General features: G+C 34.1%; 13 protein-coding genes and 1 CRISPR repeat array. Of the genes, 3 read left to right on the forward strand and 10 right to left on the reverse strand.

Translation table 11 applies throughout. The features are described 5' to 3' along the window. Positions 1-264 precede the first annotated feature (264 nt). The gene (locus tag BM371_RS20580; RefSeq protein ID WP_034673412.1) at positions 265-2,676 is read left to right on the forward strand and encodes a hypothetical protein; all 2,412 of its coding nucleotides are present in this window, start codon (positions 265-267) and stop codon (positions 2,674-2,676) included. 34 nt (positions 2,677-2,710) lie between these two features. Continuing rightward, positions 2,711-5,915: direct repeats of the CRISPR family, unit length 48 nt; unit sequence AGTTGTGAATTGCTTTCATTTTTGAGTATCTTTGAGATATTACACAAC. 57 nt (positions 5,916-5,972) lie between these two features. Here BM371_RS20580 and cas2 read toward each other — a convergent pair. The 4 genes from cas2 to BM371_RS12845 form a co-directional block, all read right to left on the reverse strand. Further along, entirely contained in the window at positions 5,973-6,311 is a 339-nt protein-coding gene (cas2, locus tag BM371_RS12830; RefSeq protein ID WP_034678328.1) for a CRISPR-associated endonuclease Cas2, read from the reverse strand. Next, on the reverse strand, positions 6,308-7,201 hold the full coding sequence (cas1, locus tag BM371_RS12835; protein ID WP_034678331.1) for a type II CRISPR-associated endonuclease Cas1: 894 nt from the start codon (positions 7,199-7,201) through the stop codon (positions 6,308-6,310). The genes cas2 and cas1 overlap by 4 nt, the downstream gene beginning before the upstream one ends. Before the next feature lie 2 nt (positions 7,202-7,203). Beyond that, entirely contained in the window at positions 7,204-11,010 is a 3,807-nt protein-coding gene (gene cas9 / locus BM371_RS12840) for a type II CRISPR RNA-guided endonuclease Cas9 (protein ID WP_034678332.1), read from the reverse strand. Positions 11,011-11,308: 298 nt separating this feature from the next. Continuing rightward, on the reverse strand, positions 11,309-15,820 hold the full coding sequence (locus tag BM371_RS12845) for a fibronectin type III domain-containing protein (RefSeq protein ID WP_165571792.1): 4,512 nt from the start codon (positions 15,818-15,820) through the stop codon (positions 11,309-11,311). Positions 15,821-16,171: 351 nt separating this feature from the next. On the opposite strand from BM371_RS12845, the gene BM371_RS12850 reads away from it, so the two are divergent. Beyond that, a complete protein-coding gene (locus tag BM371_RS12850) occupies positions 16,172-18,295 on the forward strand; it encodes a Tex family protein (protein ID WP_034678334.1) in 2,124 nt (707 codons plus the stop codon). A gap of 30 nt (positions 18,296-18,325) precedes the next feature. Next, positions 18,326-18,880, forward strand: coding sequence for an RDD family protein (locus tag BM371_RS12855; RefSeq protein WP_034678335.1), 555 nt, complete (start codon positions 18,326-18,328; stop codon positions 18,878-18,880). Between the two features lie 25 nt (positions 18,881-18,905). On the opposite strand, the gene BM371_RS12860 is transcribed toward BM371_RS12855, so the two are convergent. The 6 genes from BM371_RS12860 to BM371_RS12885 all read right to left on the reverse strand — a co-directional run bounded on the left by BM371_RS12860 (position 18,906) and on the right by BM371_RS12885 (position 26,025). Further along, positions 18,906-20,468 carry a M20/M25/M40 family metallo-hydrolase gene (locus BM371_RS12860; RefSeq protein WP_034678337.1) on the reverse strand — a complete coding sequence of 521 codons (1,563 nt, stop codon included), beginning with the start codon at positions 20,466-20,468 and terminating at the stop codon, positions 18,906-18,908. A gap of 373 nt (positions 20,469-20,841) precedes the next feature. Continuing rightward, a complete protein-coding gene (locus BM371_RS12865; protein ID WP_034678338.1) occupies positions 20,842-21,675 on the reverse strand; it encodes a GLPGLI family protein in 834 nt (277 codons plus the stop codon). A gap of 17 nt (positions 21,676-21,692) precedes the next feature. Further along, positions 21,693-22,841: a hypothetical protein gene (locus BM371_RS12870; protein ID WP_034678339.1), complete on the reverse strand. Its 1,149-nt coding sequence runs from the start codon at positions 22,839-22,841 to the stop codon at positions 21,693-21,695. 5 nt (positions 22,842-22,846) lie between these two features. Beyond that, the gene (locus BM371_RS12875) at positions 22,847-23,995 is read right to left on the reverse strand and encodes a hypothetical protein (protein ID WP_034678340.1); all 1,149 of its coding nucleotides are present in this window, start codon (positions 23,993-23,995) and stop codon (positions 22,847-22,849) included. A 247-nt stretch (positions 23,996-24,242) separates the two neighbouring features. Continuing rightward, positions 24,243-24,419 (reverse strand): histone H1, encoded by a 177-nt coding sequence (locus BM371_RS12880; protein ID WP_034678341.1) that lies wholly within the window; start codon positions 24,417-24,419, stop codon positions 24,243-24,245. A 184-nt stretch (positions 24,420-24,603) separates the two neighbouring features. Next, positions 24,604-26,025: an aminotransferase-like domain-containing protein gene (locus BM371_RS12885; RefSeq protein ID WP_034678342.1), complete on the reverse strand. Its 1,422-nt coding sequence runs from the start codon at positions 26,023-26,025 to the stop codon at positions 24,604-24,606. Between the last annotated feature and the right edge of the window lie 5 nt (positions 26,026-26,030).

Below are 26,030 nucleotides of genomic sequence, written 5' to 3' on the forward strand. Positions count from 1 at the left end.
GAGAGATTTGCCTTCAACGGAATTGTCTGAATTTGAAAATCATTAATTTAAGATAAAAAATACTTTAGTTTATTGAGAGTTTATCCTATTCTCAATTTATTAAAACTTAAATAATTAAATCAATTCTTATGGAAACTTATAATGTAATAACAACGGTTTAGTATAAATCATATGTAAATTAAAAACGAAAGTGTTATTTAATCATAAAATTGAATATTGGTAACCTCTTTTTCACTAATTTGCGCACTCATAATGCCGTAGATCATGAAAAGAATAATTATATTCTGTTTTGCTCTGGCTTCTTATAGCCATGTTTATTCACAACAATCTGCCGATAAGGCTCTTCAATATTTAAACGAAAACTTCTCACAGGAGAATATTTATGTACTCACTGATAAAGATTTGTATCTTTCGGGAGAAACGGTCTGGTTTAATGCAATGGTTCTCAGAAACTTCAGCATATCAGACATTTCAACAAATTTCTTTATTGAGCTGTACGACCGAAATAAAAAGCAGGTTTTAAGAAAGAGATTTCCAGTTTTCAATGGCTCTGTTCAGGGCAGCTTTCAACTTGCGGAAAACCTTAATGAAGACATCTATTTTGTACGAGCTTATACTCCGATGATGAGTAATCTGAGCGAAGAATTTCAATATCTGAAACAAATTCCGGTTTACAATCCGTCTTCAACGAAAAAACTGATAAAAGATAAAACCTCATCGTGGTCTGTAACATTACACCCGGAAGCAAATACCTTTATACAGGGCAACCCATCCAAAATTGCTGTAAGACTTCACAGTAAAGGTATTCCACCTTCTCAGTGGGAAGGTTATGTTATTGAAAAAGATCATCCTGAAAAGAAAATTACAACCTTCAAAGGATTAGACGGAAATGTCGGTGTTTTCTCATTTACACCTGAAAAAGACAAAATTTACGAAGCTGTAGTGACCGACAACAATGGATTACAGAAATCCGCAGTACTTCCCAAAGCCTCCGAAAAAGGAGTAAGTCTACAGGTGATCAGTGAAAAAGACAATATTAAGTACAAAATAAAAAACTCCGGAGAAGCGTATCCTTATCTTACAGTAATTGCAAATATTGGAGAACAGGTTGTCTATAAGGCTAAAGTGAATCAGCTGAAAGATGCATTCCAGTCTATACCAACAGATCAGCTCATCAATAGCGTTATGCAAATCACGGTTTTTGACGATAACGAAAATCCTTTAGTAAGCAGAATGTGCTTTGTGATGCCACAAAATTTACATATTGCCGCTCCTGAAGTAAAGCCCGAAAAATTAAGCACCGAAAAAAGAGCTTTGAATTCTTTTGACGTTAAACCTTTAAAGGATGTTCCGAGTTATTCTATAGCTGTATTTGATCCTGAATATAAAAAATCATTACAGGACGAAAACTTTTTGAGTTCTTTATGGCTGACCAGCGTCATTAAATCTAAAATAGACCGTCCCGCACAATATTTTTCCGACAAGATGAACCCGGAAGCTTTGGATGCGCTTTTGATTTCCGAACAGTGGAAAATGTTTGACTGGAAAGAGATCATATCGGGGAAATATCCTGAAATTATTAATAATTCATCAAAATATATTTCTTACAAGGGAAAAGTTACCATCAATGCAAAACCGGCTCCACAGCAAACCCTTATTATGTTTGTGGAGGGAAACAAATCTGACCGCGAAATTCTTCAGGCAGAAACAGACAGCAACGGAGAGTTTTTCTTTGACAATATGATTTTTGAAAAACCAATAAAAGTCACTTATCAACTAAATGGCGCAAATGCTTCGTTGAAAAGCAGAACGAACGTATTTGTAAATCCACTTAATACATTTATCCCTTTGAAAAAAGATTTACCTGAAGTAGAAGGATATGAACTTGTGGAAAGAAATACAACATCGGAAACTTCTCAGCCCGCCGAATTGACAAAAATCATTGAGGCGAAAAAGTCTAAAAAAGAATATGACGAGAAAATCATCAATATTGAAGAGGTAAAACTAAAAGCCAAAAGAAAAAATCTTACGGAAGATCTTAACAAAAAACTCAGCAGTCCGCTTTATCAAAGCATGAATGAAGTTGTTTTCGATTTTGTAAATGATAATCAGTCTGCAGCAAGTTCACCGAATATTTTGCAATGGCTTCAGGGACGTGTTGCAGGATTAACAATTAACAATGAAAACGGAAATCCAACTCCTTACATTAGACAAAGCAAAGCAAACATTTATCTGGATGAAATGTTAGTGGATGCTAGTTCTCTCAACGGAATAGCTGTTGCCAATATTGCTATGGTTAAAATCATAAAAGATGGTGGTCTTGGGATGAGCGGCGGCGGAAATGGCGGTGTGCTAATTTACACTAAGCGTGGAGATACCCAGAGTCCCATTGAAAATAAACTTTCTACGATGGTCGATTTAAATTTTTTCGTGATGGAAGGTTATAATGAATCTGAGAAATATCCTGATTCCGATTATGGTAATTCTGAGCTCTCAAAAATCAGCACCGATTATCGCCCTGTATTGTTTTGGAATCCTACTCTTGAAATTGATGAATCCGCTCCTGCCATAATTAACTTTTACAATAATGATTCAGCGAAAAAATACCGATTTATGATTATGGGATTCGATGCTGAAAAATATATACCGGTTTATTATGATAAATTGATGCCTTGATGATCAACGCATGAAATATTGCCAATCATTTTGTGAATTTAAGATGCTTTCATTTTTGAGTATCTTTGAGATATTACACAACTCTCCATCTGGTATATAATCATACTGAACAGTTGTGAATTGCTTTCATTTTTGAGTATCTTTGAGATATTACACAACGAGTGATAGTATTCTAATCCTAACGGTATAGTTGTGAATTGCTTTCATTTTTGAGTATCTTTGAGATATTACACAACAGAAAAGGAGGTTTGAAAAACTTCATTCAAGTTGTGAATTGCTTTCATTTTTGAGTATCTTTGAGATATTACACAACTGTGTAGCTAAATACACACAGTTTGCTAGAGTTGTGAATTGCTTTCATTTTTGAGTATCTTTGAGATATTACACAACAAAGATGCTAATATTAATCCTCACTTAGCGGTTGTGAATTGCTTTCATTTTTGAGTATCTTTGAGATATTACACAACCGTAAACAAGAATGATATTTCCGATAATCAGTTGTGAATTGCTTTCATTTTTGAGTATCTTTGAGATATTACACAACGACGATAAATATTATATCTCTACAGACCCTGTTGTGAATTGCTTTCATTTTTGAGTATCTTTGAGATATTACACAACCAACGAAAGAAGATGAAGCGCCATTTAGCAGTTGTGAATTGCTTTCATTTTTGAGTATCTTTGAGATATTACACAACGCAATGACATTTCAACATAATCAATCATCAGTTGTGAATTGCTTTCATTTTTGAGTATCTTTGAGATATTACACAACTTTTACTTCTTTTGTCGCCATAATTTTTTAGTTGTGAATTGCTTTCATTTTTGAGTATCTTTGAGATATTACACAACTAATGACTGCTCCAGGAAACACAAGCTTTAGTTGTGAATTGCTTTCATTTTTGAGTATCTTTGAGATATTACACAACAAAATAATAATTTACTACACAAGCGATACAGTTGTGAATTGCTTTCATTTTTGAGTATCTTTGAGATATTACACAACGACCTTGAATGTTGCTCCACTGCAATGTTAGTTGTGAATTGCTTTCATTTTTGAGTATCTTTGAGATATTACACAACTTAATTAAAAATGAGCATGGTGTTTACATGGTTGTGAATTGCTTTCATTTTTGAGTATCTTTGAGATATTACACAACTTATTCTACTACCTATTGACACGTCACCAAGTTGTGAATTGCTTTCATTTTTGAGTATCTTTGAGATATTACACAACAGTCATGCGGAGATCTTCTTCATTACCACAGTTGTGAATTGCTTTCATTTTTGAGTATCTTTGAGATATTACACAACTTCTGCAAGTTTATTAATCACTGCTCTTGAGTTGTGAATTGCTTTCATTTTTGAGTATCTTTGAGATATTACACAACTCTTTTATTCTGGATAATGAATGTTTGATAGTTGTGAATTGCTTTCATTTTTGAGTATCTTTGAGATATTACACAACAGAGCTTTGTATTACAAACTTGAAAATTGGGTTGTGAATTGCTTTCATTTTTGAGTATCTTTGAGATATTACACAACAAATACCAGATAAAAAACAACCTAAAAAAGGTTGTGAATTGCTTTCATTTTTGAGTATCTTTGAGATATTACACAACATTCCAATTTTGAAAGGTTTTGAAATTCAAGTTGTGAATTGCTTTCATTTTTGAGTATCTTTGAGATATTACACAACGACCCACTAAATGCCTGCATAAGATTTATAGTTGTGAATTGCTTTCATTTTTGAGTATCTTTGAGATATTACACAACTGAGTTCCTGCCAAGATTTTGCGACAGTGAGTTGTGAATTGCTTTCATTTTTGAGTATCTTTGAGATATTACACAACTATAACCATATTTCTATATATGCAAATAAAGTTGTGAATTGCTTTCATTTTTGAGTATCTTTGAGATATTACACAACACCCGTTGTCTATATGTCTGCTAGGATCAAGTTGTGAATTGCTTTCATTTTTGAGTATCTTTGAGATATTACACAACCACCAGTGTTAATTCAACTCCTTGTTGACAGTTGTGAATTGCTTTCATTTTTGAGTATCTTTGAGATATTACACAACCATAGCTAACGGAACAGATGACTCTATATTGTTGTGAATTGCTTTCATTTTTGAGTATCTTTGAGATATTACACAACTATAAGTAAATTTGAAAGTTTAAGTAAACCGTTGTGAATTGCTTTCATTTTTGAGTATCTTTGAGATATTACACAACTCAGCGGATAATATACCTTGATTTTGGATTGTTGTGAATTGCTTTCATTTTTGAGTATCTTTGAGATATTACACAACTATAAGTAAATTTGAAAGTTTAAGTAAACCGTTGTGAATTGCTTTCATTTTTGAGTATCTTTGAGATATTACACAACATTTTTAATCTAAATTCTTTATGTTTTTCAGTTGTGAATTGCTTTCATTTTTGAGTATCTTTGAGATATTACACAACAATATTTTTGTGCTTAAACTTTTCATGCTAGTTGTGAATTGCTTTCATTTTTGAGTATCTTTGAGATATTACACAACATTCAATCTCCATGGTACGCTATGAATACTGTTGTGAATTGCTTTCATTTTTGAGTATCTTTGAGATATTACACAACAATAGTATTGAATTACCATCAGCATACATAGTTGTGAATTGCTTTCATTTTTGAGTATCTTTGAGATATTACACAACACCAAGCAAGACGAGTTATCGAAAAAATTAGTTGTGAATTGCTTTCATTTTTGAGTATCTTTGAGATATTACACAACAAATTTGCATATATAAATTTTCTTCATCCAGTTGTGAATTGCTTTCATTTTTGAGTATCTTTGAGATATTACACAACGAAACAGATATAGAAGACATTAACGAGATAGTTGTGAATTGCTTTCATTTTTGAGTATCTTTGAGATATTACACAACTTGCATATAACTTGCCAATTCTTTTCTCTAGTTGTGAATTGCTTTCATTTTTGAGTATCTTTGAGATATTACACAACTTTATATAATAAAAGTATTTTGGATGCACAGTTGTGAATTGCTTTCATTTTTGAGTATCTTTGAGATATTACACAACAATTCATTAGATATTTCGTCAAGCCATCCAGTTGTGAATTGCTTTCATTTTTGAGTATCTTTGAGATATTACACAACTCTTGGGTTACACTCTATGAATTCTGGCGAGTTGTGAATTGCTTTCATTTTTGAGTATCTTTGAGATATTACACAACCTCAAAATTTAATCCGTTGATTATCAACGGATTTTTTATTTATTTAGGATTCAAAATTTAGAATAATTCAAGTTGTTGGAAGGTCGGTGGTGGTTCTTCTTTATTCCTGGCAAAGAAAATTTCAATATCCCCAAACTGCTTATCCGTAATGCACATAATGGCAACTTTACCCGCTTTAGGAAGCATAAACTTGACTCTTTTAATATGAACCTCAGCATTTTCACGGCTTGGACAATGCCGAACATACATTGAAAACTGAAATAAAGTAAAACCATCATCCAACAAAGATTTACGAAAGCGGTTGGCATCTTTCATATTGGCTTTAGTTTCTGTCGGCAAATCATATAATACTAAAACCCACATAATTCGGTACGCATTAAACCTTTCGGCGTTCATATCAGCTCTGGATAAGAAATCAGTCGTTTTTCTCCTGTGTAACATTTATAAAGCGAAGTAGCAGTTGTTTTTACGGCTACCAACAATGGTCTTGTTTTACTTTCTATCAATACATCTTTTGTTGCGATTTGTAGAATGTGTGATTTGAATTCTTTCGTCAGTTCCTCAATATTTGGATTCTTTGTCAGCCAATCCATTACCAACAAATCTACAAATGGTCGATAGGGTTCCATCAAATCATCTGCGAGACAATAAGGATTGTATTTATTTTTATGGAAAATTCCGAGTACTGGAAGCAATCCTGTCTCAACAATTGCTCTCGCTACAATACTTCTGAGAACGGAGTAACCGAAATTAAAAAACTGATTGGGTGAATCTCCAAAACGCTGTCTCAGAAAATCGAGGCTGATGAGGTATTTCCAGTAATGTTGGGCTGCAATACCTTCCATATTGGTAATATCTCCACTTTTAACGTTGTTTTGATAATCAATCATCGGTTCATAATAGTTTCCTAATCTTCTTAATAATTCTTTCTGATTTTCAATTTTGCATTCGATGGTTTGTTTCCAAAGTTGTTTTTTCAAAGGTTCACTGGCTTCCAATTGATCTTTTACCCTATCAGAATGTTCAGTATGGCCATAAAGCGGTAACATCATTCCGTGTGGCAAATGATGATTGTCACAACTGACCACAACCACATTATTTCCCATCATTTTTTGAATGAGCTGATGTGAAATGGTAATCTGAAAATGATCTAACATCAGCAAACCCAAATCTTCCACAGGAACCTTTCCTTTCATCTCGTTTGAGGAAGGTTCCATAATGCACATTTGCTCGTCTTTGAGTTTGAGATAAGCGGGATTGCCGATGTAGATGGAGCGGGTAATCATAATTAATATTCTCCTATTTTAGTGATTTCTCCTAAATGATTTAACCTAACTTTTACAGGGTTTAAATCAATAAGTCCTTTTGTGCTTAATCTAAAGTATCTTTTGCTTTCTTTTGCACCATTGGTTTTCTTTAACTCTGTATTTTTTGTTTCCAAATGATGTCTAAACCAATAATCTCCTTCTGCAATACTCCAAACTAAATACAAGTATTTACTCAATAAAGATTTATCATTATCTTTTATTGCTTTATCAAATTCTTCTTCTAATAAACCAAGAATAAACATTTCATTTTGTTGCATACTGAATTTTAAATTGAGCTTATCAGCAGGTAATCTATTCAAAAATGATTCTGGAAGTTTTTTGTCTAATACTTGATTCCAAACTTCCGATGAGTTTTTGATGACAGTAGGAATATTATATTTTTTCCTTTCTACAGCGTGCCAAAATGTACAACTATACTGTATAAGTTTTCCGTCGTTATCTTCGTATATTGCAATATGATGATTATTACCTGTTTTTACCAATGTTATAACTTCATTTTTTTCATTCAAACGAAGTGGTACTACCGAATCTTTCAAACCTGTTTTTAATTTTATTGACAAAATTTTTATTCCTTTACTTTCATTATACCACAATGGGTCTTCATCAAGATTTTTAAAATTATTTAATGCTTTTTTGACATCTATTCTGTAATCTTCCTCATTATTAAATCCTCTATTTAGTCTATTAAGAACTACTTCTTTAACTTTGTTATCTACTATACTGTCTAAAACTATTTTTATTTTATCATCAACTTTTTCATTCCCATTTTTATCTTTTTTTACTGAATAAGTTTCTTTTCCTGTAAATATGTGGTCTTGTGCAGAAACCCCTACTTTATATTTTTTAATAATATGTTTCTCTGCAATTCCTCCTTTAGAATATATCGTTCTTATACCATAAAGTCCAGCTTCGTGCAATGCTCCTCTTGGAACAATTACTCCAGTGTCTTTATTTTTTCCGGTAGCTTTAAATTTAGTTATTGTCGCAACTTTTTTACCTGCTTTAAAAGAAACTAAAACCTTGTCAGCCTCTTGCTCCACATACTTTGTATCGAATTTAACAGGTTTCTGCAAACGCAAATAATCATCTAATTGAGATAGTCTTTCTTTGTGATTTTTAACAAACTCATTATCATTTTCAAATTCTTTTTCGTTATAATTTTCTCCTAAGAGTTTTTTTGCTTCTTTAATTTCTCTTTGCATCAAATCTTTAGTATCACTAGAATTCAAAGTATTTATCCGTTGAATAAAACCTTGCTTTGTACAAGCAACAACTAAAGCATCAATGGCGTGATGGCGGTGGTCATCTCTTTTTGTCCAGTTTTCTATTTCTTCTTTTTGGTGCTTTCTTTTTCCGTGTTCGCTTGTCCATTCTTTGATTACGGTTTGTCCTAATTCTTTGTATTTAGGCATTTGCAGATTCATCAAGACATCGTCCCACCCCCAAAGATTACGAAGTTTTGCAGTAACTCCACCTTCTGTTGTTGTCACATTATTGCATACTTTCTGTAAAATTTCTCTTGCCTTTCGAGAAATATATTGAGTATCTCTCAATTGTCTGTCGATAAAGTTTTCCCAAAGTTTTTTATCGGTCTCTGTTTCTTTTCCTAGTTTTTTCCTTTCCAAATATTCTTTGTGCGAAACTTTTAACCTTTGCATTTTACTGTAAGAAATAATTCCTCTTTTGAACCAATCATCTATTCGCTCAGAATATACCCTAACTTGCTCCTCTCCTTTTGTACCAATATAATCGTACGCAGTTTGATTGGTTTTTGTTGAATTACATTTTCTGTGAACCAAAACTTTATTGGTTTGAGAATCATCAAATAACAGAGCTTTCGGCACTATGTGGTCAACATCAAAAGCATCGCCGCTCAAAGCTTCTGTTAAATTAAATGTTTCACCACAATAAATACATTGATTATTGACGTGAGCATCTTTCAGATTTTTGCTAAGCGACGGGAAAATGAATTTATATTTCTGAATATATCGCTTGGTTACAGGTAATCCCAGTTCAGCTAATCGTTTTCCAATTTCCTCATTGAGTTTTTTATTTTTTGAATTTTGCAAATCGGCATCATTTCGTTCGTCTTTACTTTGTTTAAGTTCTCGTGCAAGCTCGACTCTTATTTCAGATAGTTTTCCATATTGTTCAAGGATTGCGTTGACCACATTAATCATCTGATTCAGAATTTTCTCGACAATAGGTTGTCTCAAACTATTTTTAGAAAGAAGTTCTAATCTATCTAAAGTAATTTGTTGTTCTCTTTCATCCTTCGTCAACGAATTAGAATGATTGTAACCAGCCAAACTACAGGATTGGGAATAATCATAGCCTTCCATCAGAAAAGGCAGAATTTTCCGCATCGATTTGTTTGATTTATTCCCGAAAGCCTGTTTATTAAAATCAATGTGAGATAACTTTTCAGCAGTTTCATCATCAAAACCAAACCTTTTGATTAAAGCATTTTTACATTCATCCAAATCTTTTAGAGAATAAATGGTGTGCCACAATTGATACAAAGGTTCTTTCTCCAATGAAGCATCCAACTCTAAACCAGCTCTTTCTTCCAGAATTTCTCCAGTCTTTTTATCGACCAACATTGAAGTATGATTTGATGGAATAATGGAAACATCAAAATTCAAAAGTTCATTATCACCTAAAACCGTATGAAGAGTTGAAAAAGTTTCATTTCCTTTAATGCCTTTTAGGATTTGCTTATTCACATAAACATCATTTTTATTTAAGTCTAAAATTTCAAGAAGCTTAGTAAAACTTAAACTATCATTTTTAAATAAATAATCTGCTAATATTTGTTTCTCCTTTAAATTGGGAATTTTTTCGCCCCACTTATATTTGCTTCCTTCTGGATTTTTTATTTTTAAACTAATCGTGTTGACAACTTCCCAAATCCGACAGAGCTGAAATAAAGGAGAAGTTTTCGGCGCAACTTTCGGTCCTACAAAAACCACTTTATCTTTATTTTTTTCTTTATCGAAAACAGTTTTCTCAAAACCTTCAAATTCACAAATACTGACTAACCCTTTTTGAGATTTTAGTTTTCTTTGAAAATAAATAATTTCATTCCTTAATTGATGAACAACTTCATCCGTAAGAAAATCGTGTTTATTTTTTTGAGCATTAATGATAGTATCAAACTCTTCTGTATAAGCTTCTCGTGGATAAACTTCTTCTTTGATTCTGAAATAAGAATTGTTTGTGTTTGCATTGTATAATTCTTCATAAAAATACTGTCCAATAGTTTGATTTCTCTCTTTCAACTGAGCATAACGACCTTTTACGGCCTGAACATAGTCGGTATCTTTTTTATCAGCATTGGCTTCACTTCTTGCAGATTTATAACCTCTTTTCTGATTAAGCATATATAAAATACGCCCTAATTGTTCAGCAGAAATATTTTCATTAGGATTAGCTGAATCACTTCTAAGCTTCCACAAATCGAGCATTGGGAGCTTTAATAATTCCTCCGATGGAAAAATATTGTATTTATTTAGGATTTTTTTTAAATCACTTTTCTTTAGTTGCTTTCTGTCATATCCTTTTCTCTGAGTACGGCTTACCGTTCTGCTTTGATTCTTTGTAATTGACAAACCTCTTTGAAATTCTTCTTTATCACTGGTGGATAATGGAATTATTCTAGAGCCCATTGCAATAATGCGAATAGGGGTATTGTTTTCGTCAACTTCTATTAATGCCCAACCAATAGAGTTCGTGCCTAAGTCTAATCCAAGTATATTTTTAGTCATAGCTATTTTAGTTTTGATAAAGCATAAAAATAAAGAGAAAAAAAATAATTATTTTACGGAAAACCATAAAACGTTTAAAAAAATAATTTATAGATTTGTAACCGAAAGCAATTCACAATAAGGATTATTCCGTTGTGAAAACATTTAGCGCCTCGCCTATCTGCGGGGCATTTTTAATTAAAAAAATATTTCGAATACAATATACCTATCAATATTTGGGGTTGGAATTCAAAACGTTCTATCAATCAAAAAGCTCCCATTTCTGAGAGCTCTTTTTGTTAAATTATGAATTGTTTGATTATTCTTCTTTGATAAACTTCTTCTGTACTTTTCCTTTTACATCTTCTATATCAATAATATAAACTCCACTAATGAGTACACTTACGTCAATTTTATTGTTAACAATAAATCCGCTTGAAATTAATCTTCCAGCTGCACTGTAAATTTTATAGCTCGCCTTTTCACTGATATTCTTTACATTCAGTATCGATTTTACAGGATTCGGATAAATCATTATAGAAGTCTGATCTAATGAATTTGGTGCCGGAACTTTTGAAATTCTAACGGTATAATCCTCTACTTCCCCATCAGCAAAACTAATACAGTTTACAGGAATTGCATCTTTTGCCATTGCCACTCTCATAACCACATATTTATGATCTGTCATGCTGATAAATGCATCAGAAGGTACATTAAATACTGCACTTGCAGTTGCATTTGTATTCGGCCCGTCTGCCAGAATTCTCTCATCAAGATCGAAAGTTCCGTTTCTATCGAAATCTATCCAGACAGCTACACCAGCTTTTCCTCCTGAACTCAGGTTTTTATCAATAATAATCTGATTTCCTGCAGAGCCTTGAACCATTTCAATAAATTTCTTAGGATCTCCCGTAAAGTCAGAATAAGTAGTTCCTGTGGATTCATTGATCATTTCAGGCTTACCGGTTGGCTTAGCAGTAACTTTTGAAATAAATTCATTAGCAGAATTTGCAGACTGCATAGGACAATATATTACTGTAGGAGTTACGAAATAATACAATGGTGTGAAATTTCCCGGTTCACCGTTACAAATATTAGCTACCTGCATTTCATACTTGGTGACTTCTAATAATCCTGTAATGGTGTACGTATTTGTATTTACCGAAATATTTGTCCAGCTCGGAATCCCAACTTTTCTGTATCTTAAAATATACGTTGCACCCGGGAACGGATCCCACACAACTTCAACGCTTGTAGGGTTCAGCTGAGTAATTGTAAATCCTGGAGGAGGAACTTCACACACTCTTTCTGTTGTAAATACCTGAGTATTTGACCAGGGGTTTGGTGTAGTTTCACCATTACAGATACTTGCTACTACAACTTCGTATGTTTTATAAGAATCAAGATTCGGAATCGTATAAGTATTAATTGGCGGCGGCGGTAATGCAGGAGTATTCCAAAGTATAGTTCCTTGCTCACGCCACTGTAAAACATAGGTTGCATTCGGTACAATCGGATTCCAGGTTACCAATGCAGAATTTGATGTAATGTTGGTTACCGTCACGTTTGGCGGAGTCGGATCACATCTTGTTGTAAAGGTAGTAGTTGGAGTAAAAATTCCAATTCCGCCGGCTCCACAAGTTGCAGCTACTCTTACTTCATATGTAGTAGCCGGAGTGAGTGCATTCACCGGTACAGGCGGATTACCTGCTAAAGTGGAAACATTCAGTGTAGTCCATGCAGAAGCTGGGTTTGTCACAGGTCTGTATTCTAAAACAAATGCAGTATTATTAGTAGCAGAAACCCAATTAATAATCGCTGAATTATGGGTTATCGTATTAAATGTTGGTGTAGCCGGAGTATCATTGCTGCACGGTCTAAGTTTCACAGCATAATCCTCCACTTCACCATTTACCGGATCTACACACATTACCGGAGCACTTCCTCTTTTCAGCACTACTCTCATGGTCGTCGTATTTGGCCCGGTATATACTCCGGTTGCCGGAACATCGAACGATAATGTAACGGGACTTAAAGTATTAGAAGCAGTACTCATGATTCTTTCTGAATCAGTAAATATACCATCTCTGTTCCAGTCAATCCAGGCATGTACCGCATCTCCAAATGTAGTTCCTACCCATCCTTTAGAAACAGAAAGCTGATTTCCTATTGATCCTATTTCTAAATTGATCAATGTTGCAGCTGTCGTATAATTTGTATAGTTATCCTGCAAAGTCGTATTAGTCATCACCGGAAAGTTTACCGGAGTTACCGTAACATTTGATATGTAGTCATTAGTTCCGGTACCTATCATACTACAATAAGTAACAGGTGGCGTTGTAAAATTAAGTGATGGAGAAAAAGCACCCTGATTACCTCCGCATATTGTAGCGATCTGTACCTGATAAGCAGTTTGTTCAGTAAGATTTGGTATTGTATAAAAACTTTGTCCTACAGGAAGTGTTAATCCTGCTGCACTTGGTAACCACGCTCCTGTAGTTCCTTCTCTCCATCTGATAACATAGGTCGCATTTGCAGTTGGCATCCACGAAACATAGGCTGAAGTATGTGTCATATTACTCACCGCAATGTTTGTTGGAGGATTCGTAGTACATGGCTGAAGATCAATAAATTTAATTTGATAATCCTCAACTTCTCCGTTACTCGTAAGGTTTGCACATGCATCCGCAGGAGTTACCCAGTACACAATAACACGCATTTTTATTTTACTTGTTCCAACATAAGCGTTTGCAGGAACATCAAAATTTCCTGTGACAGGAGTTGTGTTTGAAAGCCCCATACCCATTATTCTCTCTCCACCAGGTGTAGTAGAAGGATTATTGTTAAAAATACCGTCTCCGTTAAAATCAATCCATGCGTACGTTGTATAAGTACTCGATGCAATTGTTCTTCCTACAGAAAGTGTATTATTAACTGAGTTTCTAAGAAGTGTAATGGTTTTGGTAGGATCATTGGAATAATCCGTATAGGTACTCGCTCCAGAATTATTACTTGTCATCGGAACGTTGGTTCCTATCATAGTCACATTATTAATAAAACCATTGGTAACCGTTGCAGTTCCCGAACTACAATAAGTAAGCGCTGGTGTGGTGAAAGTAACTGGCGGAGAAAATACTCCCTGTGTTCCACATATTGTCGCAATTTCTACTTCGTATTGTGTTTGCTCTGTAAGCCCCGGAAGAGAAATATTATTCGTAAAAGGGGTTGTTACATTAATGGTTTGCCATGTTCCCGAAGGCAATACTCTGTACCTTACGACATAAGTTGCATTCTGAGACGCCGTCCATGTTACCGAAGCTGAAGTAGCCGTAATATTATTTACCGTAATATTTGAAGGAGGTACATTTGTACACGGAGGAAGTACAGTTCCTACAAGTTGAAGACGCGGCAATACCGCATATCTGCTTGTAGCAGTAGGAGGATTAAGAGGATCCGGATTTGTTGTCGTATTATAATAAATCATTCCTCTGTTTGCTCCCGCAGAATAACTGCCCCAGTTTGCGGTACAAGATGTTCCCGGTGTATTTTCATCTACAGCAATCACTACATTACTCGTCCCATCCCAAAGGAAAGGTGTTGAAAGCGGAATTTCCACCCATGTTCCGGCCGTCATTGCAGGCAAAGTCCCGGAGTAAACCTGAGTTAAAGATCCTGCAGGAATCCAGCTTGTTGTGGTGGCAAAATCAGTCTGAGAAGTATTCCCCATATACACTACCCATTGATTATAATTTGCCTGAGTAGCTGCTGTACTTGATACAAAATATCTAATGGAAGTAATTAAATTATTCGTTCCTACGGCACCTGCAATTTCAGCATTAGTATAAATCATCTGAGAATAATTATATCCCGAGCATGAATATACCGGTAAAAATCCGTGCGTTGCTGTTCCACCTCCAATTTGTCCCGGTATAAAGCTGTCACCTTCCACCCACTGAGATTTATCTGAAGCAGAACATACGGAACGTACCCACCAGTAATAAGTAGTTCCAGATACTAAAGGCGAAATATTTGCTGAAGTTCCCGGTATAATAGTACCGACAGTTGCCGCAGTCGGAGGCGTGTTGGTCGTACTATAATAATATTCATAACCACCTGCCGGTGCAGGAGCTGGTGAAAGAGGAGGCGACCAGTTAAGCGTTGCCGAAGTTGGTGCAATATTAGTTGCCGGAGAAACCAAAGGCACAAAACACGTTGGAGCCTGAATTACCTGTACTTCATCCAGCAAAACATCATCATAGAAATTTCCATTGTCAGCAACATCTTTATCAACAGTAAATTTAAGCTGAATTGTTGCGCCGATATAACTCGCTGCCAAAGGAATACCTACAGTTCTCCATTCAGAACTGTTGCTATTGTCTGTCCAGATCTGAACCCATCCACTCCCGTTATTTACAGCAAGCTTTAATACATTATGCTCAAAAGCAGGAACGGTTCCTGTTGCTGAAGTAAGGTGATTTTTAAACCACTCAAATTTCACATATGGGTTCGTAAGTCCTGTAAGATTAATCTGAGGACTTATTAATTCTACATTATTTTCATCCTCGTAAGGAGCACTTGCATCCACCCAGGCAAAAGTTCCTGCGGGTTTTCCACCGTTTCCTGTAGCTCCATAACCCGCTGAGCCAGAAAATTTCCATTTTACATTAACGTTCGTAGATGTTGTTGTAGGATTTTGATTGGTCCAGCAAGTGGGCACTGCTCCCGTACTAAATGATTGTAAAAACGGTACGGGAACCGCATTACACGTTTGCGCCGAGACATTTATCTGTATACACAGCAAAAGTCCCAGAACCATTAAAAGTCTGTTCATATAATCGGAATTTGGTAAGTTAATAAAATTGTGAGTGTATCTTTTTCTCAAAAAAAGATTAAAATTTGAAATGATAAAATAGATAGAATAAGTAGAGTTTTTCCTCATAGGCATAAAATATTTTGGTTTGAATAACAAATATAGTTTTTTTATTTAAAAAGACAATATGATTACAGAAATTAAAACTAACACAAGTTATAATTAAAAATTAAACACGAAATCAGCCTATTTCATATTCAAACAATAATTACTATTTTCTACATATAAAATCCATAATTCAAAAATTTATTACAAATTCCTATTAAAATGATCTGAAAAAAGTCAGTATTTTAGCCATTCTAAAAATGCCGCATGACCATAACAGAATTTGTAAACAAAGAATTAAATATATCCGCTAAAAGCATCAATGCTACTTTAAAATTATTGTCTGAAGACTGCACCATTCCGTTTATTTCCCGCTACCGAAAAGATGCAACCGGAAATTTAGATGAAATTCAGATTGAACAAATATTTAAACTCAATAAACAGTTTGAAGAGCTCATAAAACGAAAAGAAAGCATTTTGAAATCGATTGAGGAACAAAATGCCTTACATCCTGAATTGAAACAGAAAATTGAAGCCAGTTTTGATATTCAAGAGTTGGAAGATTTATATCTACCCTTCAAAAAAAGAAAAAAAACGAAGGCAGATGCTGCAAAAGAAAAAGGACTTGAACCTTTAGCAAAAATTATCATGAGTCAGAAAGCTCAGGATATTCAGTTTTTAGCTTCTAAATATTTAAATGATCAGGTTTCTTCTGAAGAAGATGCTTTGCAGGGCGCAAGAGACATCATGGCAGAATGGATTAACGAAAATATGTATGTCCGTAAAAATCTGCGTCGCCTTTTTCAACGTAAAGCATTAATTACCTCAAAAGTTGTAAAGGCTAAAAAAGACGAAGAAGACGCACAGAAATTTTCACAATATTTTGAGTGGGAAGAAAGTCTGAACCGAACACCCTCTCACAGACTTTTGGCAATGCTCAGAGCAGAAGCCGAAGGTTTCGTAAAAACAAACATCGGAATTGATAAAGATGAAGCCTTAGATTTTATTGAAAATGCTATTATTAAATCTAAAAATGAAAGTTCAGAGCAAATCATTTTAGCCATAAAAGATTCCTACAAAAGACTTCTCGAACCCGCTATCTCCAACGAAACTTTACAGGAAGCAAAGGAAAAAGCCGATAAGAAAGCCATCGAAATATTCTCTGAAAACTTAAGTCAACTTTTACTCGCACCACCTTTGGGAGAAAAAAGAATTCTGGCGATTGATCCGGGTTTTAAAAGTGGTTGTAAGGTAGTTTGTCTTGACGAAAAAGGAGATTTGCTGCACAACGAAACCATTTATCCTCATGCTCCGCAAAACGAAAGCGGAATGGCGATGAAGAAAATCCGATCGATGGTGAATGCTTACAACATCCAGGCAATTTCTATCGGTAACGGTACAGCAAGTCGCGAGACCGAATTTTTCATAAAAAAAATTGCTTTTGATAAGCCTTTGCAGGTTTTTGTGGTTTCTGAAGCCGGAGCGTCGGTGTATTCTGCAAGTAAAATTGCAAGAGATGAATTTCCGAGTTTTGATGTGACTGTTCGTGGTGCGGTTTCTATCGGGAGACGACTTTCGGATCCATTGGCTGAGTTGGTTAAAATTGATGCAAAATCCATCGGTGTCGGACAATATCAACATGATGTCGATCAAACCCAGCTGAAAAATGAGCTGGATTCTACCGTTATGAAATGCGTAAATTCAGTCGGAATTAATTTAAATACCGCTAGCAAATCACTTTTAAGCTACGTTTCGGGAATCGGTGAAAAGATGGCCGAAAATATAGTGAATTACCGCGCTGAAAACGGAGCTTTTGAAAACAGAAAACAATTGAAAAAAGTTCCAAGATTGGGTGAAAAAGCCTATCAACAGGCTGCAGCCTTTATCAGAATTACCAACGGAGAAAATCCTTTAGACAACTCGGCAGTTCATCCCGAAGCATATGGAATTGTTGAGAAAATGGCAAAAGATTTAGGCATAAAAACCAATGATTTAATTGCCAACAAAGAGAAAATCAATCTAATTCAACCTGAAAAGTATATAACCGAAACCATCGGAATTTTAAGTATTAAAGATATCTTGAAAGAATTGGAAAAACCTGGACTAGACCCAAGAAAAGCTGCCAAAGTTTTTGAATTTGATCCAAATGTAAAAAAGATTACCGACTTAAAAACAGGAATGATCCTTCCCGGAATTGTTAACAACATTACCGCTTTCGGATGTTTTGTAGACTTAGGAATTAAAGAAAGCGGACTGGTTCATATTTCTCAGCTGAAAGATGGTTTTGTTTCTGATGTGAATGAAGTGGTGAAGTTGCATCAACATGTTCAGGTAAGAGTAACGGAAGTGGATGAACAGAGGAAAAGAATTCAATTGAGTATGATTTTGTAATTTTCTCTTGTACTACTAAGCCAAACTGAAATGAAAAAAATATCGGAGCTTAAAATAAAGAAAATTATTCATAGACCGACTCAAAATTTTGATGAGGAAGGAAAACGTATTTATAATGCTTTTGAATATGATTTATCCTACAATCCCACTCATATAGGAAATGAAAGAGAACGTTTGTATGCTAAGATAATTGATTTGCTTCCTTTTTTCTTATTATTTCAGCTTGGATTTCACATGATTTTTTTCGCTTCATTGCTTCTGTCAATTTTAAGCGTACTTGTAATAGGAACGATTACAGAATCAACCTTAGGAACTACTGTCGGTAAGAAATTTTTTAAATTGAAAGTGATTGATGATTTTGGTAAAAATCCTAAAATTCTAAAATCAGCATTAAGAAATTTTTTATCTTTCATTAATTTCTTTCCTGTTTTTTCTGACTTTGAACCCGGACCAAATGAATACTGGGCAAAATCTGGAACTAGACTCAATTTCAGCATGCATCTCAACAATCAAATTGCTAAAACTTTTATTGTTAAAGAAGATAAGATTCCTGAAATCAAAAAACTGTTAGCAGAAAAAAAGTAGCCTGAAAATCAGGCTACTTTTACTTTTATTTAAAATCTTTAGAATCTCTTCTCGGCTCTTTCAATTCAGGCCATTTTGCGACTTCGCCTTTGTCATTTTCAGGCATTGTTCTGCGCTCTCTGCTTGTAAATTCAGGATCTTCAGAAGCCATGTATGCTAAAGTTGCGGTAAGAATCACGTTGTTTTTCACCTCATCAAAAACAATTTTATCATACGTGTCTTTCGTGGTATGCCATGTGTAACCGAAATATCCCCAGTTTAATGAACTCAAAGAAAATCCGGGAACTCCTGCTGCAACAAATGAAGCATGATCTGAACCGCCTCCACCCGGCATTCCGGGAAAATCGGTCTTGATGTGATCTCTTACATTTTTTGGTACAGCATTCAGCCATTTTCCGATGTAATCATAAGATTTTACAAAACCTTGTCCGGCAATATTCACTACTCTACCCGTTCCGTTATCTTGGTTGAAAACCGCCTGCGTTCCTTTGATGATTTCCGGATTATCTGCTACAAAACCTCTTGAACCGTTAAGTCCCTGCTCTTCACTTCCCCAAAGTCCGACAACGATGGTACGTTTAGGATTCGGATAATATTTTTTTAGAATTCGCATCGTTTCAAGCATTGTTAAAACTCCCGTTCCATTATCTGTTGCACCTTGAGCGCCATCCCAGGAATCCAAATGGGCAGAAAGAATCACATATTCATTCGGTTTTCCAGTACCTTTAATCATTCCTACGGTGTTGAAAGTTTTTGCTTCCGGAAGGATTTTAGACTGTGCATCAACCTTAATTCTTGGTTTTGAACCTTTTTCAGCCATTCTGTACAGCATTCCGTAATCTTCTACATCAATGTCAAACATTGGGATTTTTGAAGTTTTAGCTCCGAAAATACGGTTGGCTCCCATAATTCCTGTCCAGTTTGAAATCGCAATTCCTGCCGCATCTGCTTTTTCTAAAGCTTCAGGAAGGGTGTTGTTATCATAACCGATGTTTTTCACATAGTCACGGAAATCTTTTGAAGCCTGCTCTTTTTCTGCCTTTAATTTTTCGTATAATTCAGGGGTAGCAAATTCTTTGATCTGTTCATCGGAACGACCAATTTTCTGGTATTGCGCCATCAAAACGATTTTACCTTTTGAAGAAGGAAGCCATTGATCAAACTCCGCTTTAGTAGAAACTTTAGGCAGAATAATCACTTCAGCTTCGACTGCTTTTTTCGTTGACGGACTCCAAGCCAATTGCGTTGCGGAAAGAGATTTCACTCTCGGATGAACCATATCGACATGTGTTGTTCCTCTTTGCCAACCTTTCCAAGTTCCAAACTGTTGAAGATTAGCTTCAATTCCCCATGATTTTAATTTATTGACCGTCCATTCATTAGATTTCAGCATTTCAGGAGTTCCGACAAGACGAGGGCCGATTCCGTCTAATAATTCGAATGCCATATCTTCCAACTGAGAATGGTTATTCGTTTCATTAACAAAATTCTGAACAATAGGATTTAATTTCTGTTCCGTGGATTGTGCATTGACAAACTGACTCGCCAAAACCACTGCAGGAACTGCAAAAAACGTGTTTATCTTCATACTTTTTATTGATTGGCATAAAGATAAAGTTTATTAGTGAAATTAAAATTTTGATCTGTAATTAAAATTTTCAAACCATTAAGAATATTGAGTTTTCAAGATTAAATAAGCTAAATATCTTTTAAGATTAATCAAGATTAATGATTTAGCAGAACGCTTTTTAATCAATTTCATCAATCATTAAAAGAACTTAAAATTTCAATATCCTTAATGGTAAAAAAACTTGGAACAATTTTTATGTTTTTTTTATAAAATTTCACTAAAAAAATCTGTGTAATCCTTAGGCAAAATTTTATCCCACGGATTTCACAGATTTACACAGATGTCATTTGGTATTTTCTCTTTTACCTTTTTACTTATTTCTTGTTTCTTTTTATAACGGATACTTTATCGCCTTATCCAGCTCAATCGGATTATTATACTTTCTGATATTTTCTTTGAGCCTTTCATTCACTTCGCGAGAATTGTTTTGTCCGACTTTCGTCCCGTCATTAAGATAAAATTCGTCACTTGAACGGGTTTGCTGGGTTGCATTTCTCAAATAACCAACCGGAGAATCATAATATTTCAGCTTGGAGTCTCTGTATTTTTTATCATCAACCGAAATACTGTTTTCAATCATATAATCGATATACATATTGTTTTTAGGCTTTTCAATTTTCTGCGATTTTACCAGTTCAAATTTGTAATCTTTTTTATCATCAGAAAGTTCCACAATTAAGCCGGGAAGTCCGTGAAATTTGTAAGGCCCTTCCTGAAAAGGAATATCAGTCGTAAACCACGCCGTCCATTTTCTTCCGCCCCAATTCGTTGTGGCTTTTTGTAAATTTAAATATTTAACCTTTCTTTTCTCATTGGTCAGTTTCCAGTTCTGAGAATCTTTTGAAGAAAGTTTCAGAACAACATTTTCCAGAACATCATGATAATCATAATCTGCAGAACCTGGTTTATGGGTTACAATATGAGAAGTATTAAATTTTGAGCCATCTGTAACAGGCAAATTGTTTGTAACCAAAGAATCTCCGATATAAAAATCGCGCGGATAGTATTTTACTAATTTAGGTTCGATATCAAGATGATAATTTTCTTTTGTTGTGATATTTTGCGTAGAATCTTTTTTATATTCCACATCATAGATAAAACGATGAGTTTGGGACTTTGCTACAAAACCGGCAATTAGAAAAGTTGATAATAGTATATTTTTCATGTATTAATTATATCTGATTATTTTTCGTTAACAAATTCCTGTTCCTCCTTCGAAAGTAAAATTGTAGTTTCTTTTTCATCCTTAACGGGAATACCCTGCCAAATACTTTTAGTAAAATCAACTTTTGGGTCTAAACCTTTTTCATCAGCTTTTGTAAATGTGTTGTAAACAATTTCTCGCATCGATTTTTTTACGTGCGTTTCATCTTTATAAAAATAGGTGAATTTATCGCTTTCCACCCGCGAAACTGCTGGAATATATACTCCGTCTTTCTTATAAAATTCATAGGTGTAGGTCGCAATTCCGCCTTTTACCGTATACTCTTTTCCATCTGCAGATATTTTTTTTTCTGCTGCCAGATCTTCCTGATTGTATATAATCTGGTAAGACGTGATGACTTTATCAATCTTATTATATCTCAGGTTTCCGTCTAATGTTACGCCGTAAGAAGTCTTTAGCTTAAAGTTTATCAATTGGTCATCCTCTTCTTCACCGACTATTGTTCCTGAAAATTTAGCATTAGAAGTTTTCATAAACCGCAATACTCTATCGACTTCATGATTAAAAAAATAACTTCCGATGTAGTCGTGATTAACCTCTTTCGTTTTTGCAGAGAATACGCTGTCGGTAGCATTTCTCTTCAGATATTTAACATTGTTCAGCTGTAGCTGGATAATGTCGTCGTATCTTTTGTTGTATCCGTCTTTGAAATTATACCAGTTGGTTTTGCTCCAAAGTTTGGCTTCAGAAATTGCCATAAAATACAGTTTATCATTATTAGAATATTTATTTTTCATGACAACATCATAGACGGAAGGCTTATCATAATATCTTTTCTCGTAATTTTTAAATACATCCTGAAAAAGCTTTTTAATGTCGATACTTACAATTTTCACTTCTTCAATTTCTTTAAAAACAGGTTGAAGTTTAATTACAGAACTGAAGTTTTTAATTTTTTCTTTTTTAAAACCCGAAGCAGAAACCTCAAAGTCTTTTGAAGTTGCATCAACAGGAGCAAAACCATCCTCATTGGTATAAACAAGCTGTTCCGGTAAAACAATTCTTGCGTTTGAAACAGGTTTTTCCGTTTCGGAATCAATAACCTGTAATTTTTGTGCATTTAAGCAAACTGATAATAAAACAAACAGAAAGTAAAAATGTTTCATAAAAATTATTTTACATTAATAAACTCCTGCTCTTCTTTGGAAAGTAATACAGTCGATTCCTTGTCGTCTTTTACAGGCACATTCAGCCAAATGCTTTTATTGAAATCTACCTTCGGATCGAGACCTTTTTTATCAGATTTTGTAAAAGTATTATAGATAATTTCGCGCATAGATTTTTTCACATGTGTTTCGTCTTTGTAAAACATAGTGTAATTATCACTCTCAAACCGTGTTAAAGCAGGAACATACACCCCGTCTTTTTTATAAAAATCATACGTTAGCGTCGCCTGTCCGTATTTATAATCAAATTCCCTTCCGTCAGTTGAAACCTTTTTTTCAACCGGTAAATCATCCATGATGTAATTCGCCTGAAAAAATGTAATGACTTTATCAGCTTTATTATATTTGATATTTCCTTCTACATTCGTACCTCTTTCTGTTTTAATTTTAAAGCTGATTGATTGCTCATCTCCTTCTTCAGAAATAAGCGTTCCGGAATATTTAGTCTTATGGAATTTTATGTTTTGAATATTTCGGTTTAGCTCGTAATTGAAAAAATAATTTCCCAATTCTTCATGTGAGAATTCTGCAGTCTTAGCAAAAAATATACTGTCTGAGTTATTCTTTTTCAAATATTTTACGTTATTAAGCTGCATCTGGAGAATATCATCGTATCTTTTGTTATAACCATCCTTGTAATCGTACCAGTTTTTTCTGCTCCATAGTTTGACTTCAGTAATAGCCATAAAATGGAGTTTATTATTATCAAAATACTTATGCTTCATCACCACATCGTATAAAGAAGGTTCGTCGTAATATCTTTTATGATAGTTTTTAGACACATCTTCAAATAGCTTTTTAATATCTACACTCACGATTTTCACTTCTTCAATATCCTTAAAAACAGGTTGAAGCTTAATTACAGAACTGAAGTTTTTAATTTTTTCTTTTTTAAAACCTGTAGCCGAAATTTCAAAGTCTTTATAAGTATTATCTACAGGTGCAAAACCATCTTCATTGGTATAAACGAGTTGATCTGATAAAATAATTCTTGCATTTGCAATAGGTTTTCCCGTTTCGGAATCAACAACCTGTAATTTTTGTGCGCTTAGAAAAGCTGATAATAAAACAAATAAAATAGAAAGATGTTTCATAATAAAAGTTCCGCTATTGGTTATTAGCGGAACAAATATAGATTCAAAAAACAATACAATTCTACATGAAATGATTTATTTAATATTATTTGTGAATATTTTACTTTTTTTAAGGATATTTTCTGAAAAATTGCTTCTGTAATCATCATCTGATTCAGAGAATTCATTAATAACAAGATTGGTTTCTTACTGAATGTGTATTATAAATATAAAAAAAGCCGACTGAATCAGTCGGCTTTATCTGTTTTTATTTTTTTGATTCTTCAACAGAAACTTTTCTGAAGTCTTTGAACAATTTGCTTAGTTCCAAAGCTGCTTTACGAGCTCTTGTTCCAGCTGCTTTGTTTCCTTTTTCTACTTGTTGGTTTGCTTCAGTTGTAAAAGCTTCGAATTCCGCGTTGATTTTTTCAATAAGTTCTTTCATGTCTATAAAATTTAGGCTGCAAATATATGTTTTCAGACAATTCCAGCCTAATGGTTGAGGTTTTTTTTAAGCCAATACATGAAAATATAACATTAAAAACAAAAATATAACGAGAAAATGCTGCTCTCAGGCAAATATTAACATAATAATTCACTTTTCAAGTATAATTTATTAACATTTAAATTTAACTCAAAATAAGTTCGTGTGCCTTTTTCCCTGCTTTTTCAATTAAAACGAGACTTTCAGAATTCAAATAATCAGAAAACACAACTCTGAAACAATGTTGATATTCATTCGTCACAGAAAAAGTTGTTCCCGGAGTAAAATGAATCTTCTCAGCTTCACAATAATTGTAAAATTCTGTCATATTTATTTCTTTCGGTAATTCGCACCAGATACTATAACCGCCTTTTGGCTGATGAAAATAAGATGTTTCAGGGAAATACTTCTTTAAAGCTGATAATAAAAGCATAGCTTGCTGATTAAGTTTCTTTCTAAACGAGCGAAGATGACGGCCATAGCTATTATTTAGTAAAAGTTTTACGATTAATTCCTGATAAATTGGCGAAACAGATCTTCCTAAAGAAAATTTTATCTTTTCTACCTGCTGAAAAAACTTTCCCGCATTTAACCAACCCAAGCGAATTCCCGGTGCAAGGCTTTTAGAAAAAGACGAAAAAGTCATTACATTTTCATCATCATCAAAATTCTTGAGACAAGTTGGTCTTTGTTCGGTAAAATAAAGGTCGCCATAAATATCATTTTCAATAATCGGAATTTTATGCTTTGCTGAAGTAGCCACCAAATTCTTTTTATCAGAATCGCTCATTAATTTTCCTGTAGGATTATGAAAATTCGGAGTAATGACTAATGCTTTTATGGTATGTTCATCACAAATTTTTTCAAAATAATTGATATCAAAACCATTTTGAATATCCATCGGAATTTCAATAATTTTAAGCTTTAAACTTGCTACAACTTCAAGCACAGAAAATACACACGGACTTTCTATTGCAATCACATCACCTTCATTCGTTATCGAACGAAGAGCAATATATAATGCCTGTAATGCACCGTCTGTGATTATAATTTCATCCGGATGAATGTTGGTTCCAAACTTTCGCATTCTGTCAGAAATAAGATTTCTCAATTCTTCTAAACCATTTGAAGGATAATACCGAAGTAAGGAAGCGCCTTTTTCTCTGATGATATTCTGCATGGTCCGAAGAATCAGTTTTTGCGGAATCAAAACATCTCCTGGAACTGCATTGTTGAAAGAGTTAGCTTCCGAAGATTTATTCCTCGCTGAAGTCAGTTCAAGATTATGGATAAAATCTACATCTCTGGATATTGGAAAAAAGGTTTTTGGCGATGCCTGAATACTATATTCAAAATCTTTATCAACAAAATATCCTCGTTTCGGAATACTTTTCACAAGACCTTTCATGATAAGACTTTCATATCCGCTCTGTATCGATACAATGCTTAGACCGAATTCTTTTTTAATTTCGCGGATTGATGGTAATCGCTCCCCTTTCAGCAAAACTCCTTTATTGACTTTATCTTCTATAACCGAAGTGAAAATTTCATATTTATATGAAAACATTTTTA

The sequence above is a fragment of the Chryseobacterium formosense genome (genome assembly GCF_900116415.1).
In the GTDB taxonomy this organism is placed as follows: Bacteria; Bacteroidota; Bacteroidia; order Flavobacteriales; family Weeksellaceae; genus Chryseobacterium; species Chryseobacterium formosense.

What these genes read in the sequence shown, in the direction of transcription:
- cas1 (WP_034678331.1), bottom strand. Translation starts at nt 7,201, where the DNA reads ATGATTACCCGCTCCATCTACATCGGCAATCCCGCTTATCTCAAACTC.
- BM371_RS12885 (WP_034678342.1), bottom strand. Translation starts at nt 26,025, where the DNA reads ATGTTTTCATATAAATATGAAATTTTCACTTCGGTTATAGAAGATAAA.
- BM371_RS12860 (WP_034678337.1), bottom strand. Translation starts at nt 20,468, where the DNA reads ATGAAGATAAACACGTTTTTTGCAGTTCCTGCAGTGGTTTTGGCGAGT.
- BM371_RS12865 (WP_034678338.1), bottom strand. Translation starts at nt 21,675, where the DNA reads ATGAAAAATATACTATTATCAACTTTTCTAATTGCCGGTTTTGTAGCA.
- BM371_RS12850 (WP_034678334.1), top strand. Translation starts at nt 16,172, where the DNA reads ATGACCATAACAGAATTTGTAAACAAAGAATTAAATATATCCGCTAAA.
- BM371_RS12855 (WP_034678335.1), top strand. Translation starts at nt 18,326, where the DNA reads ATGAAAAAAATATCGGAGCTTAAAATAAAGAAAATTATTCATAGACCG.
- BM371_RS12880 (WP_034678341.1), bottom strand. Translation starts at nt 24,419, where the DNA reads ATGAAAGAACTTATTGAAAAAATCAACGCGGAATTCGAAGCTTTTACA.
- BM371_RS12845 (WP_165571792.1), bottom strand. Translation starts at nt 15,820, where the DNA reads ATGAACAGACTTTTAATGGTTCTGGGACTTTTGCTGTGTATACAGATA.
- BM371_RS12875 (WP_034678340.1), bottom strand. Translation starts at nt 23,995, where the DNA reads ATGAAACATCTTTCTATTTTATTTGTTTTATTATCAGCTTTTCTAAGC.
- cas2 (WP_034678328.1), bottom strand. Translation starts at nt 6,311, where the DNA reads ATGAACGCCGAAAGGTTTAATGCGTACCGAATTATGTGGGTTTTAGTA.
- cas9 (WP_034678332.1), bottom strand. Translation starts at nt 11,010, where the DNA reads ATGACTAAAAATATACTTGGATTAGACTTAGGCACGAACTCTATTGGT.
- BM371_RS20580 (WP_034673412.1), top strand. Translation starts at nt 265, where the DNA reads ATGAAAAGAATAATTATATTCTGTTTTGCTCTGGCTTCTTATAGCCAT.
- BM371_RS12870 (WP_034678339.1), bottom strand. Translation starts at nt 22,841, where the DNA reads ATGAAACATTTTTACTTTCTGTTTGTTTTATTATCAGTTTGCTTAAAT.